The following is a 12,827-nucleotide window of genomic DNA, read 5'->3' as shown; positions in this document are numbered from 1 at the left end:
GTGCGTATTATACGCTTTTCTTTCCCCCTGTCAATACTAATGGGAAAAGTTTTTTCATTTATTTTCAAATTATTTTTTTATAGTTAAAGATAAGAATGCTTAAACTCATCAACACACTGGTCGCTAGGGTAATTAAGATAATTTTGGCTAGCTCTGGCGCTAGTGCGTTTGAGGGGATATTTTCATCACTATAATGACGAACCATTTTAAGATGTTTGGCAATCGGAGAGACTAGAACAAGTAGGCTTAATAGATAAAAATTTTGTCGCAAGGTCACAAAGGTAATGAGTAAAAAGTAAGCACCCAACAACATGAACCGATACAGATGGCTCATGCTTTCTTTACCTAAGGTGGTAGCAAGGGTATTTTTACCAGCGCCTGTATCCGTGTCAAAATCCCGCATATTGTTAATCATCAATACGCAAGTGCATAGCAGGCCGATCACCACCGCAGCAATAATATCCATCACGCGGATAAATTGTGTTTGTAGGTACACGCCCCCTAGTACATTAACTAAGCCGAAGAATAAAAATACTACTATTTCGCCTTTCGCATTGTACCCATAGGGGTTTTTACCCATGGTATAGGTCACTGCGGCGATAATGGCGATGATGCCCAATGCTAAGAAGGTAAAAAAATCAGTCAGACTGTTAAAGCTCAGCCAAAGTAAGCCAATACCGCAGCCAAAAATAAACAGTGCCCAACTTATTATTAATTTCTTGAGTGTCTTGGGGTTGATTGTCCCTTGAGCAGTCTGTCTGTCGAGTCGATGGGCATCCGTACCCCGTATACCATCGCCATAGTCGTTGGCTAAATTGGATAAAATCTGTAAGCCTAAGGCAACCCATATACTTAGCAAAAAGATTTGCCAGTTTTTGCTGTTGAAGCTACCAATACGCGAGTATGCCAACGCATTGGCTACTATAATGCCAGCCACCGCTAATGGATAAGTGCGTGGGCGAGTCGCTTGCCAAAATGCTTGTAAAAAATTGACCATCACTCACTCGAAACCTTGTATCACCAATCCCAACATCTAAATGGATTTAGCCATTTAGATGCACGTTTACCAATGATGCGGGGTTTATGTTGATTTTTTTAGACCTGCTTGCGCCAACAACGCACCTAAGCTACCGATTTTTTGCGGTTTGTCGGCTGTTTGGTTTCGCGGCTTAGCGGCTTTATCACTACGTTGGGCTTTGCCCGAATGTTTGGCTGATTTACCGCCGCGCTCGGTAGGGTCTGCGTGTTTTTTCGCCGTACCATCCACTGATTGGTTGGTATTTTTTGCTTTACTAGCGGGTGCTTTTTCAGCAGGTTTGGCTGCCATTGGGGTGTCTGACTTCATGCTAAAGCCCACGCGTTTACGCTCTGCATCCACTGAAATCACGCGAACGGTGACGATATCACCTGGTTTAACATGATTTAACGGATCGGCGATAAATTCGTTACCCATCTCTGAGATATGTACCAAGCCATCTTGATGGACGCCAACATCAACAAAACAACCAAAACTTGTCACATTGGTGACCACGCCTTCAAGCGTCATGCCTTCGGTTAAATCGTTGATGCTATTGACATCGTCACGGAACTTTGCTGTTTTAAAGCTCGGTCTTGGATCGTGTGCTGGTTTGGCTAATTCTTGTTTGATGGCAGCGGCTTTCAGCGTTGCTTGCTCGGCATCGTTAACCTCATCGTTTGCGGCAGCGATAAGTGAAGCGATCAGATTGTTAAGCGCTGACTCGTCGCCTAGCACATCGTTGAGGTTGTTGTCGGTTGACGCCAGCCATTGTTTGACCATCTCGTAGTTTTCTGGGTGTAACCCTGTCGCATCTAACGGCTCATCACCGCCACGAATGCGTAAAAAACCTGCCGCTTGTTCAAAAGTTTTGGCACCCAATCTTGGCACGTTTTTGAGCTGTTCACGGTTGGCAAAGGCGCCATGTTCGTTCCGGTAATTGACAATTTGCTGTGCTACATTGACATTGAGACCTGCGATATAAGACAAAATTGCAGGACTTGCGGTATTGACATCTACGCCCACCGCATTCACACAGTCTTGCGTGACTTTGGTTAAACTATCAGCCAGCTGCGTTTGGTTGACGTCATGCTGATATTGCCCCACGCCAATGGCTTTGGGATCGACTTTAACCAGCTCAGACAAGGGATCTTGCAAACGACGTGCAATCGATACCGCCCCACGAATGGATACATCGAGCTCTTGTAATTCTTGCGATGCCAGTTCGCTGGCTGAGTACACAGACGCACCAGATTCATTGACCACCACAGGCACGGCTTTGATATCCCCGTTTCCTTGAGCGCTGTTTTCTGCCAAAATTTCTTTGATTAAGGCATCTGTCTCACGGCTAGCAGTACCATTACCAATGGCGATTAAATGCACATGGTGGTTTTTGAGTAAATCTGCAATGGTTTGTTTGGCTTCATCGACCTTATTGTCTGGGGCAAATGGATACACTGTTGCAATCGCAAAACTATCATCGCTGTTTTTGGCAACATGACCTAGGCTATCAACCACAGCCATTTTGACCCCATGACGGATACCCGGATCGACGCCTAAAATCGTTTTTTGACCCGCTGGCGCTGCCATTAATAAATGCTGTAAATTGTTTGCAAATACGTCAATTGCTGCGGATTCAGCCGTTAAGCGTTTTTCTGTGAGCAAACGATGCTCAATATGCGGACGCCATTTGTCCAACCACAGTTTTTTGCCCAGTGACAATAAAAACTGTTGACGGTCACTAGGCTCGGCTGCCGTTAAGTTAAATGCGTGATTAATTTGCTGGGTAAATGGTGCATCATCGCCTTCAATCGCAATTGTCAGTACGTTGTCTTGGCGACCGCGTAGCATCGCTAATAATCGATGATTGGGTAGACGCGCCAAGCTTTCAGCATGGTCAAAATAGTCTTTGTATTTTTCGCCGACTTCCCGCTTTTCTTCGCCTACTAGACGGCTATGAATTTGGGCGATTTTCCCAAAGCCGACGCGCAGTTTGTCTAGTAGATCAAGCTGCTGTGTCCACTCATCGATAATAATGGCACCAATACCTGATAGCTGTTTTTCTTTATCTTCAAAAATTGACGCTTCGGCTTCGCCGTTGTCATCCTGTACAGGCACTGGCGCTTGATAATCTGATAATGCTGAGGCTGGGCTTACCGACTCATTTAAAACCGCCAAGGCAATTGGCTCAAGTCCTGCTTCACGCGCTTGGGTTGCCAATGAGCGGCGGCGCGGACGATACGGCAAATAAATGTCTTCTAGCTCAAGTTTGGATGCCGCTTGATTGATGCGTTCATTCAATTCATCGGTCAGCTTATTTTGTGAGGTCAACAGCTCAATGATTTTTTGGCGGCGAATGGCCATATCTCGTTCATAGCTGAGCGATTTTTCCAGACTACGCAACTGTACATCATCGAGCCCGCCGGTTTGGTCTTTACGATAGCGTGCAATAAACGGAATCGTCGCCCCATCATCGTAGAGTTTGACGAATGCCATCATTTGGTTGAGTTTGATACCAAGATTGGCAGCTAATTTTTGATAAATGGCTTGCTGGACTTGCTCAGAGAGTACATCTACCGCTGGATTAGCCGCAATGGCAGTAACGTTTGTAGTCATATTTTTGCCTAACACTTATAAGGATGAACTCAAAACTTCAGAGTTCACGCATTATAACAAAACAATACAAAAAGATAATAGGTAAACGCTATTTTAACAAAAATCTTTAGTGAATTTTTACCTTGCCAACCCTAGCACTGTCGTTAGACTAAAATTTTGCTAACTGATGACTATATAATAGGTGGTTACCCTATAAGCTAACGTCGTATTTTTAGCAAAATCACTACAACAACCGACACATTTTTTTGCTTTAATAACCGCATAACCAAGCAAACTTGGCTGAATAATAAGATTGATAATGCTTGCAAGTTGTAACCAATCGTTTCAAAATACCCTTATCAGTCCCTAATAAAAATTTTTATACCCATATATTTTATAGCATTGCCTGTCCTACCGATTAATTATAAGGTTCAGTTCAGCACGCTAATGAAACGTATTTAGCGGTTATAAAAACAATTGGGTATTTATAAAAACTGTGTAACGAAAATAATGTAGCGAAAACAACATTCGAGTGAAAATAACATTGGTGATAGGAATATCGACGATAAAAATGAGGAAAATAATCAATGAGTGATGACATTAACCCCACTGTAGAATCTACCCCCAATCAATCAGCCGCCGGCGATATGAATCAGCGCATTTTGGTCGTTGATGATGATGCGCGTCTTCGTACTTTGTTACAACGTTTCTTAGAAGACGATGGTTATATTGTACGTACTGCGCATGATGGTAGCCAAATGGACAAACTGATGCAGCGCGAGTTATTTTCGCTGATTGTGCTTGATTTGATGTTACCTAACGAAGACGGTATCAGTATTTGCCATCGCTTACGCGCAGAAAACTCCGATATTCCGATTATTATGTTGACCGCTAAAGGTTCCGATGCCGATCGTATCGCAGGACTTGAAGCAGGCGCAGATGATTATCTGCCAAAACCCTTTAACCCCAAAGAATTATTGGCACGTATTAAAGCCGTATTGCGTCGGCAAACGCGTGAATTGCCAGGCGCACCCAGTCAGCAAATGGAAGTGGTCGAATTTGGGTCATGGACATTAGACTTATCAACGCGTACCCTAAAGCGTGATGGTAACATCGTGACCTTAACCACAGGTGAATTTAGTGTATTAAAGGCTTTGGTACAACATCCCCGTGAGCCATTAACCCGTGATAAACTGATGAATCTGGCACGCGGTCGTGAATGGGGCGCAATGGAGCGCTCAATCGATGTGCAAGTATCGCGTTTACGCCGTCTTATCGAAGATAACCCTTCGCAAGCGCGCTATATCCAAACCGTTTGGGGCGTGGGTTATGTGTTTGTACCCGATGGGGCAGAAAGCTAAACAACCGCTATTTAAAAGAGCGAATTAAAAAAGCCAATTAGAAGAGCGGATTAAAAAAGCTAGGTTAACAGAGTTAAGAAATTGTTATGATAAAACCGTTGATTGTAAATACAGCCTGTCACCTGGTGATGGGCTTTTTAGGTTCTGGAAAAACCAGTTTTATCAATGCCTGTATCGCGCATTTTCAACACCAAGAAAAGTGGGCGATTTTGGTCAATGAAGCAGGTCAAATAGGTATTGATGAAAAGCTATTGACGGGTAATGCTGACCATGATTTAGCGATTCGCCAAGTATCTGGTGGCTGTATCTGCTGTACGTCGCAACTGCCGCTACAGATTGTGCTCGCTCGCTTGACTTCTGAGTATAGACCTGACCGATTATGGATTGAGCCGACAGGGCTTGCACACCCGCGCGAGCTGATTGAGCAACTATCTGCACCGCATTGGCAAACTGCGCTGTCGCTAAAATCTGCCATCAGTATCGTCAATGCGCGTCATTGGCAAGATGCACGTTATCGTGACAATGAAGGCTACCAAGCGCATGTGCGATTTTGTGATGTGGTGGTGATTAATCGATTTCATGGGTTGGATGACACCCAAAAAACCCAGCTAACCGCATGGGTAAAAGGCTTAAACCCTAAAGCAAAATTGATTTGGCAAACAGAACAAACGCTGAGCGAAGACAATCTGCGGCAATTGCAACAAACGCTCAAGCAATCAAGTCAAGTGCTTGCCGAGCGTAGCCACTACCAACAAATTAGCTTAACGAGCTTTGCTCAGTACCACGCTCCATCCACCACCCAAGCTGACACCACCCAATCACCAACAGCTACCAATGATGACTTGCCATTTCGCTATCATGATGTGCAAAACGGCTATCAAATCATCGGATGGCGGGTATCAGCCGACTGGACAATTGATATGACTGTGCTGATGGAATGGTTGTTAGCACTGCCCAACTGGCAACGTATCAAATCGGTGGTTCATATCAAACATACGCACGATGAGGCATGGCAAACCATGAATTTTACCCCAGATTCGCTCGATTTGGTGGCCTGTGAGCCACAAACCGATAACCGTATTGAAGTGATTTTTTTGGATAACACTATCGAATTAGATTTTAATAGGCTCGATACTGAGCTGATGATGATGTTTGGGCATATCCGTTAAGCTTACGGTTGATGGATAGCCGATTTTATTGTCTATTTTTTTGATTTTGCGGCTATTTTTTTCATTGATTATGTGGCGTTAACATCGGGCGTGATACGGATGATAGTGTCGTTTTCAAGGTTTTTTTCTTGCATATCAAACCCTGTATGAGTGATGGTGAGCAAGCTACTCACGCGCGTCCCATAGCTACTTCCCAACAGCTTATCGAGGCGATTGGCAGGGATAAAGATGGAAGACAACGCCAACTCTCTCTCCATACCTAACCCTGTATCAGGTAGCTGGGCGATAGGCGCTTGTTCACTGTCTTGCAATATCTCAAATGCCAGCGCTTGCCAATCCTCGTGCTCAGCAAGCAGGGGCAACAACTCTTGTCGTACTCGCCTGCGCAGTTTTTCCGTTTTAAACCATGCCTTATTTGGTTGACCATTGGATAACACGTATAAGCCTTTTGCCAATACCTCGATGCCATACCCTTTATTATTGAGCAGCACCGCTTGCTGCCGATCGCCGATGACTAGATTAAACCCATCATAGCAGGGCAAATCAATTTGCCTTGCAAAAGCTAGCGGCGACCACTCACCACTTAAATAATCAAGGATTAGCTGACCGCGGGAGGTGGCAAAGACAGGCTTATCTTTGATAATCTCTCGGTAGTTTAGAATCACCCCCCAGCGCCCATGCTCAGGATCGATACCCAACCAAGTGCCCCCTGCTTGCGCATCTTGCCCCGCGATGATTTTTTGTCCATTTGGCAACTGCCATTCACGCAGTGCGCGTGTAGGACGCTGCAAAAATTCATCCCGATTGGATAATAGCACCAAGGGCTTATCCTCAAACAGCTGCCAAGCCAACGCCACAATGCACATACTTCATTCCTTCTAACTGATTACCATGCTATCGCCCATTGAATTCTGCATCAGCTCGATTACTCATTCCATAGGTTAGCAGCCAAAACTTTTTTGGCAATCACCAAATCGTCATATTGTTCATTTATGATAAAAAAGCTAAAAATTGCAGTTTTAAACGATTGTTGCCCTTGTGAATGAGCTTATGACGCCAATTAGCATTGTGATTATTACCCTAAACGAAGCCGAACGTATCGGTAATATTTTGCGTGACTTAGCCCAACAAAGCTACCAAAATTTTGAAGTCATCGTGGTGGATTCCAACAGCGAAGATGACACCTGTCAAATTGCAGCCAGTTTTCGCCATCAATTGCCGGCGATAAGCGTCCATAAAATGTCAAAGCGTGGCGTCAGCTTGGGTCGTAATACAGGGGCAAACCTAGCCAAAAATGAACGGATACTGTTTTTAGATGCCGATGTGCGGTTGGCTGCAGACTTTTTGCAAAAAGCCAGTCAATTATTGGATAAAAAATCCTTGAAAGTAGCCGGTGTATACATGAATGCTGACCACCTAAAACCTTGGTTTACAGTGGGTTATCTGCTATTTAACATAGGTATTTTTGTTAGCCAATTTTTATCGCCAACGGCGGTCGGTGCGTGTATTTTTTCCAGTAAATCCGTGCATGACCAATTGGGTGGGTTTGATGAGTCTATCACCTTGTGTGAAGATTGTGACTATGTCAATCGTGCCAAAAAAATCACCCGTTATCAGATGCTACCGCTCACCTTTCGCTTTGACCCGCGCCGCTTGCAGCAAGATGGCTACTTTAATACGGGCTGGAAATACCTGCATGCCAATTTATATCGTTTCTTTGTTGGCGAAATCCGTGATAACAAAATCCGTTACCAGTTTGGGCATTATCACACCCCAAAAAAATAGCGTCGGTGGTGACGCTATTTTTTGCAGGGTTTTTAGGTAAATGCACTCGGCTTTATCGTCCTTTAAACTCAGCAGGACGTTTTTGCATAAATGCCGACACACCTTCTTTAAAATCGTCCGTGGTTGCCATCTGCATTTGGTAAATTACCTCTTGGTCTAGCGCGATATCTAGTCCTGCAAATGCGACTTGATTAATCGATTGCTTCATTGCCGCCAGTGCCAAGGTTGGCAAGCTTGTGAGACGGTCGGTCAGTTTTTTCACTGCCGCATCAAGCGCATCTTGACTCACCAGCGCATTCACCAGTCCCAAATCTTCTGCCTTTTGCGCGGTGATTTGCTCACCCAACATCACAAGCTCAGTGGTTTTGGCGGCACCAATCAACTGCGATAACAGATAAATACCACCACCATCAGGCACTAGCCCGATATTGACAAAGGCTTGTAAAAATTTAGCATTGTCACTGGCGACGCGAAAATCACACGCTAACGCGATATTCATGCCTGCGCCCGCACACGCGCCATTGATACGCGCGATAATCGGTTTGCTGATTTTGCGGATACGGCGCGTGATGTCAGCAATCCCAATGGTCAGACTATGCGACATTTTCAGTAGGTTTTCGCGGTTATCTGCGCCGGATAGCATCTCGCGAATATCACCACCGCTAGAAAATCCCTTGCCCGCGCCTGTGATGACAATCACTTTGGCGGCTGTGTCGTATTGGGCGTAATCAAGGGCTTGATAAAGCTCGGATTTCATCACGCTATTGAGCGCATTGAGTGATGCTGGATCATTGAGGGTAATCGTCGCAACGCTATCTGCAACATCATACGTGACTTTTTGAAAGGTGGGTTGTTGTGTTTGGGTTGCCGTCATGGGTCATCCTTATACCAAAGAAATAAATACCAAAAAACTAAATATCAAAAAAAAAGATACAATGAACCACTTCATCTTACCGAAATTATTTTTTTTTGGGAAATAAAACGCGACTTGTAAGGTCAACAATCCAAACCCAACCACAAAATTTTTACAATTTTCAAAATTTCTGTATTGACAGAAATATATAAAAAGCTCAAACTAATTAAAAATTGATTGATTTATATCCATTGACTTACACACAGGGCTAAAAAGTGCAACTCACATCGACCATGGAAAAATTTGTCTTACATTGGGGCGAAATGGGCAATAAATGGGGCGTAAACCGTACCGTTGCTCAGATTCATGCCTTGTTATTTTTGGCAGGCAAGCCGATGAATGCCGAAGAAATCCAAGAGACCTTAGGCGTGGCGCGTTCAAATGTGAGCAATAGTATCAAGGAATTGCAGAGCTTAAATCTGGTACAAACAGTACATACGCTTGGTGATAGACGCGATTATTTCACCACGGGCACGGATGTGTGGGAATTGGCTAAGGTGATTGTCGAAGAACGCTATCGCCGAGAGCTTGCGCCGACGGTTGGATTCTTGGCGGATTTAATCAATGAGCCAGAATTTGCCACAGAAAGTAAAGACGTACAACAACGTATCAAAGACACTCACCAATTTGTCGATACGCTGACGAGTTGGGCGAACGAGATGCTAAAACTTTCGTCTACTACGCTCAATCGTATCTTAAAACTTGGCGCGACGATTCAGAAGTTTTTGAAATGATGGGAAATGCTGGATTGGGACAATGACTGCAACATATCCGACTGGCAAAGTTTTAACCTGTTATGCTCTATTTGGCGGTGGGATTGGCGGTCTGATACATTTGATGGGTGTGATGCTTTTTCCAATGAACGAGACCATTAGCCACCATAGCTGGCAACACGTTGGACTCAATAACTTTTTTCTGGCTATGTTAGCCGCCATAGCTTTTGGCACTTTATTCGGATTTATTCCTTCAATAGTAACGAGCATTATCATAGTTTTGAGAAAAATAGTACTTTCTAGCGTTTGGCAATATTTTAGATTATATGTTATTGGCTGTTTTGTGACATTTTTTATCTTTGTAATAGCCTTTCATGATATTAATAGATTATTTACTTCTAATACTCTAGTAACATGGTTAGGCATCTTGGTGTTTAACGGCAGACTTGCGATAGTTGGCGGTTTAAGTAGTGTAATCGTTGGCAAATTGGTTTTACCAAAAAGCTAAAAATTTTACTCATAAATTTCAGTTTTGACAGAAAAAAGGAAAGAAATGATGAAAATACTTATCACAGGCGGTTCAGGATTTTTAGGCACAGCGTTAACACAATCGTTAAAAACCCATGGCGTAAAAGGTGACACTGCGTCAGTCACTTGGGTATCTCGTTCTGTAGAAAAAGAGAAAACCAAAAATATCGCAGACGACGTTATTAGCTATGACGATCTTGCCAGCACCAATGAGACGTATGATGTCATCATCAATCTAGCGGGTGCGGGTATTGCCGACAGCCGTTGGACGGATGCACGTAAGCAAGAATTGTTTGATAGTCGACTAAAACCTACACAAGCGGTAATTGACTATATTGAGCGAATCGGCAACAAGCCAAAACTATTGATTAGCGGCTCAGCCATCGGTTGGTACGGTATCCAAAAGGAAAACGACCCAACCGCGCTTGATGAAACCAGCCCCATGACAAAAACCGACTTCGCTCACGAAATTTGTCAGAAATGGGAGCAGCTAGCTTTGACTGCCCAAGATGCTGTAAAAGATACTGTAACAGACGCTGTGCCAGTTGCGATTGTGCGTACAGGGGTGGTGATTGCGCCCGAGGGGGGTATGGTTGGGCGACTGATTACCCCATTTAAAATGGGCACCGGTGGTAAGCTTGGCAATGGTCAGCAAATCATGAGCTGGATTAGCCGTACTGATTGGGTGCGTGCGGTGATTTTTATCATTGAACAAAACCTGACTCACACCCTGCCCACTCAGCAAATTTACAATTTGACCAATCCAACGCCTATTAGCAATGCTGCATTTACCGATGCGATGGGCACTTGGTTGCACCGCCCTACCGTGATGACCCTGCCCGCCTTTGTGGTCAAGACCATGTTTGGTGAAATGTCGACGTTACTGTTGGATGGGCAACGCGTTGTGCCAAAATCGCTTTTAGCTAAAAGGTTTGAGTTTAAAGATTTGACCGTATTAGATGCATTACAAGACTAAGCTTAGGAGAATATTAACATGATTACCATGTATTACGATGAAACTTGCCTACTTTGTACAACCAACGCCCAAACCATGCAAGCCAAAAACCCTAGTCAAATCAATATTGTGCCAGTCAGCCATGCTGAAGCGATATTGGCAAACGCAGGGATAAGCATGGTAGATGCCATGACTTATGTGGTAGTAGAAGACGAGCAAGGCAACATGCATAAAGGCATGGATGCTGTCCGCTTACTCTACAGTACCGCTAGCGTGCCATTCGCTCCGCTTTTAGGCTTACCGATTGTTAAACAAATCGGTGATTTTGCTTATCCGTTTATTGCTCGCAATCGTTACTATTTTCCGAAATGGATCATAAAACTTATGTATGGAAAATTAGCAAAAATGCCCACTTGCGAGAATGGCGTGTGCCAAATACCCCCTGCTAAACGTATTCAAACAAAAGGATAATGCTATGATTACCATGTACTATGATGATACCTGCCCTGTCTGCCGTACTGAAGCCTTGCATATGGCAGAGAAAAAACCTGACGCCATTCGCATAGTTCCGATTGATGACGCTCGGGACGAACTTGCCAAATTTGGTATTAGCGAAAATGAGGCGATGACTTATCTGTGTGTGCAAGATAAACAGGGGAACATGCAAAAAGGCATGGATGCTGTACGACTGCTATACAAAACCGCACAATTGCCATTTGCAACCGTGTTTGAATGGCCTGTGGTGAAACAAGCCAGTAATGTGATTTATCCTATTTTTGCGCGACATCGCAACCGTGTACCCAACTGGATGACCCAACTTGCCTATGGTAAAGTCGCAGAAGACTGCAAAGACGGTATGTGTAGAACTCGAGGTAAATAAATGCCATTTGGTTTGAATGGCGGTAGGTACGCTCAATGATTTATCTATCCTCAATGATTCATCCATTATGGATAGCTTGATAATTTTTAATGGTCATTGGGCGTTACAGTTATGAATAAGTGCAATCATAATTAGGCACAATGACTATTAGTCACGATTACGAGTATCAAGTTATGTCTAATAATAATTTTGGGTACGTTGATAACCTTGTCACTAATTTTCAACTAACATTCTACAATTTTTTTACAGTTTGAGAAAAAACAGCTAGATTTTTTAACAATTTTCATTTAATAATAGCAACTAATCAGGAAGATGAGATTGTTTGTATCATTTAAGACAATCTATTACGTTTAGCATAGCGGACTTGCTTCACCATATTTTGTCTACTGTTATTGTCACCCAATCGCTATCTTCCTTGTCGGTTTTGACACTGATTGTTGAATCAATCATCAATGAGTTGTCTTTTTCATTCATTTACAAGGAGCGTTACCATGGATGATGCACAAATTCAGCGAATTATTAATCATTCTGAATTCCAAAGCATGGCAAAGAAAAAAACAAGCCTAGGGCTTATTTTTTCTATTATTACCTTAATTGTGTGGTTTGGTTATCTGTTACTCGTCGGTTTTGATCCTGAAATGTTTGCTGCACCACTGTCAGCAGGCTCGACTGTCCCTGTTGGCTTTTACATTGTTGTTGCCATTATGATTTTTGTACCAGTCATCACTTGGGTATATGTCAGCAAAGCAAACGGTGAATTTGACACGATGACTCGTAAAGTCATCGATGATATCAACAGTGGTAAAGTATAACCCCACAGGGATTGTGTTGGGTTTTCAATTATAAGATTGTGGTGCTGATAATCATTTTGACATCAGTTCTAACATCAGTTTTGACACCATGGAGGGTGGCA

At 43.5% G+C, this 12,827-nt stretch carries 13 protein-coding genes; 9 read left to right on the top strand and 4 right to left on the bottom strand.

Going from position 1 to position 12,827, the window contains the following annotated elements; all coding sequences use genetic code 11:
- Window positions 1-64: 64 nt before the first annotated feature.
- Window positions 65-997 (bottom strand): 1,4-dihydroxy-2-naphthoate octaprenyltransferase, encoded by a 933-nt coding sequence (menA, locus tag RTJ53_RS09785; RefSeq protein WP_312276791.1) that lies wholly within the window; start codon window positions 995-997, stop codon window positions 65-67.
- Between the two features lie 84 nt (window positions 998-1,081).
- Window positions 1,082-3,631 (bottom strand): Tex family protein, encoded by a 2,550-nt coding sequence (locus tag RTJ53_RS09780; protein ID WP_312276790.1) that lies wholly within the window; start codon window positions 3,629-3,631, stop codon window positions 1,082-1,084.
- Window positions 3,632-4,197: 566 nt separating this feature from the next.
- Here RTJ53_RS09780 and ompR point away from each other — a divergent pair.
- Complete coding sequence (gene ompR / locus RTJ53_RS09775) at window positions 4,198-4,971, top strand: osmolarity response regulator transcription factor OmpR (RefSeq protein ID WP_007117331.1); 774 nt, start codon at window positions 4,198-4,200, stop codon at window positions 4,969-4,971.
- An 86-nt stretch (window positions 4,972-5,057) separates the two neighbouring features.
- A complete protein-coding gene (locus RTJ53_RS09770) occupies window positions 5,058-6,140 on the top strand; it encodes a CobW family GTP-binding protein (protein WP_312276789.1) in 1,083 nt (360 codons plus the stop codon).
- Window positions 6,141-6,208: 68 nt separating this feature from the next.
- On the opposite strand, the gene RTJ53_RS09765 is transcribed toward RTJ53_RS09770, so the two are convergent.
- On the bottom strand, window positions 6,209-7,006 hold the full coding sequence (locus tag RTJ53_RS09765; protein WP_312276788.1) for an NRDE family protein: 798 nt from the start codon (window positions 7,004-7,006) through the stop codon (window positions 6,209-6,211).
- A 184-nt stretch (window positions 7,007-7,190) separates the two neighbouring features.
- On the opposite strand from RTJ53_RS09765, the gene RTJ53_RS09760 reads away from it, so the two are divergent.
- On the top strand, window positions 7,191-7,925 hold the full coding sequence (locus RTJ53_RS09760) for a glycosyltransferase (protein ID WP_312276787.1): 735 nt from the start codon (window positions 7,191-7,193) through the stop codon (window positions 7,923-7,925).
- Window positions 7,926-7,977: 52 nt separating this feature from the next.
- On the opposite strand, the gene RTJ53_RS09755 is transcribed toward RTJ53_RS09760, so the two are convergent.
- Window positions 7,978-8,799, bottom strand: coding sequence for an enoyl-CoA hydratase/isomerase family protein (locus tag RTJ53_RS09755; protein ID WP_312276786.1), 822 nt, complete (start codon window positions 8,797-8,799; stop codon window positions 7,978-7,980).
- Window positions 8,800-9,053: 254 nt separating this feature from the next.
- Here RTJ53_RS09755 and RTJ53_RS09750 point away from each other — a divergent pair, with 254 nt between their 5' ends.
- The 6 genes from RTJ53_RS09750 (at window position 9,054) to RTJ53_RS09725 (ending at window position 12,726) form a co-directional block, all read left to right on the top strand.
- Window positions 9,054-9,572, top strand: a complete 519-nt coding sequence (locus RTJ53_RS09750; RefSeq protein ID WP_312276785.1) for a GbsR/MarR family transcriptional regulator — start codon at window positions 9,054-9,056, stop codon at window positions 9,570-9,572.
- A 22-nt stretch (window positions 9,573-9,594) separates the two neighbouring features.
- On the top strand, window positions 9,595-10,059 hold the full coding sequence (locus RTJ53_RS09745; protein ID WP_312276784.1) for a hypothetical protein: 465 nt from the start codon (window positions 9,595-9,597) through the stop codon (window positions 10,057-10,059).
- Window positions 10,060-10,104: 45 nt separating this feature from the next.
- Window positions 10,105-11,055, top strand: a complete 951-nt coding sequence (locus RTJ53_RS09740) for a TIGR01777 family oxidoreductase (protein ID WP_312276783.1) — start codon at window positions 10,105-10,107, stop codon at window positions 11,053-11,055.
- 18 nt (window positions 11,056-11,073) lie between these two features.
- Complete coding sequence (locus tag RTJ53_RS09735; RefSeq protein ID WP_309594169.1) at window positions 11,074-11,505, top strand: thiol-disulfide oxidoreductase DCC family protein; 432 nt, start codon at window positions 11,074-11,076, stop codon at window positions 11,503-11,505.
- Between the two features lie 4 nt (window positions 11,506-11,509).
- Window positions 11,510-11,914 carry a thiol-disulfide oxidoreductase DCC family protein gene (locus tag RTJ53_RS09730; protein WP_312276782.1) on the top strand — a complete coding sequence of 135 codons (405 nt, stop codon included), beginning with the start codon at window positions 11,510-11,512 and terminating at the stop codon, window positions 11,912-11,914.
- Between the two features lie 491 nt (window positions 11,915-12,405).
- Window positions 12,406-12,726, top strand: coding sequence for a DUF485 domain-containing protein (locus tag RTJ53_RS09725; RefSeq protein ID WP_312276781.1), 321 nt, complete (start codon window positions 12,406-12,408; stop codon window positions 12,724-12,726).
- Window positions 12,727-12,827: the final 101 nt, after the last annotated feature.

It is taken from the genome of Moraxella sp. CTOTU46711 (assembly GCF_031975715.1).
Classification (GTDB): domain Bacteria; phylum Pseudomonadota; class Gammaproteobacteria; order Pseudomonadales; family Moraxellaceae; genus Faucicola.
This window is presented reverse-complemented; position numbering and strand designations above follow the sequence as displayed.

Coding starts and splice junctions, on each gene's coding strand:
- RTJ53_RS09780 (WP_312276790.1), bottom strand. CDS start 3,631: ATGACTACAAACGTTACTGCCATTGCGGCTAATCCAGCGGTAGATGTA.
- ompR (WP_007117331.1), top strand. CDS start 4,198: ATGAGTGATGACATTAACCCCACTGTAGAATCTACCCCCAATCAATCA.
- RTJ53_RS09760 (WP_312276787.1), top strand. CDS start 7,191: ATGACGCCAATTAGCATTGTGATTATTACCCTAAACGAAGCCGAACGT.
- RTJ53_RS09745 (WP_312276784.1), top strand. CDS start 9,595: ATGACTGCAACATATCCGACTGGCAAAGTTTTAACCTGTTATGCTCTA.
- RTJ53_RS09725 (WP_312276781.1), top strand. CDS start 12,406: ATGGATGATGCACAAATTCAGCGAATTATTAATCATTCTGAATTCCAA.
- RTJ53_RS09735 (WP_309594169.1), top strand. CDS start 11,074: ATGATTACCATGTATTACGATGAAACTTGCCTACTTTGTACAACCAAC.
- menA (WP_312276791.1), bottom strand. CDS start 997: ATGGTCAATTTTTTACAAGCATTTTGGCAAGCGACTCGCCCACGCACT.
- RTJ53_RS09755 (WP_312276786.1), bottom strand. CDS start 8,799: ATGACGGCAACCCAAACACAACAACCCACCTTTCAAAAAGTCACGTAT.
- RTJ53_RS09770 (WP_312276789.1), top strand. CDS start 5,058: ATGATAAAACCGTTGATTGTAAATACAGCCTGTCACCTGGTGATGGGC.
- RTJ53_RS09740 (WP_312276783.1), top strand. CDS start 10,105: ATGATGAAAATACTTATCACAGGCGGTTCAGGATTTTTAGGCACAGCG.
- RTJ53_RS09730 (WP_312276782.1), top strand. CDS start 11,510: ATGATTACCATGTACTATGATGATACCTGCCCTGTCTGCCGTACTGAA.
- RTJ53_RS09765 (WP_312276788.1), bottom strand. CDS start 7,006: ATGTGCATTGTGGCGTTGGCTTGGCAGCTGTTTGAGGATAAGCCCTTG.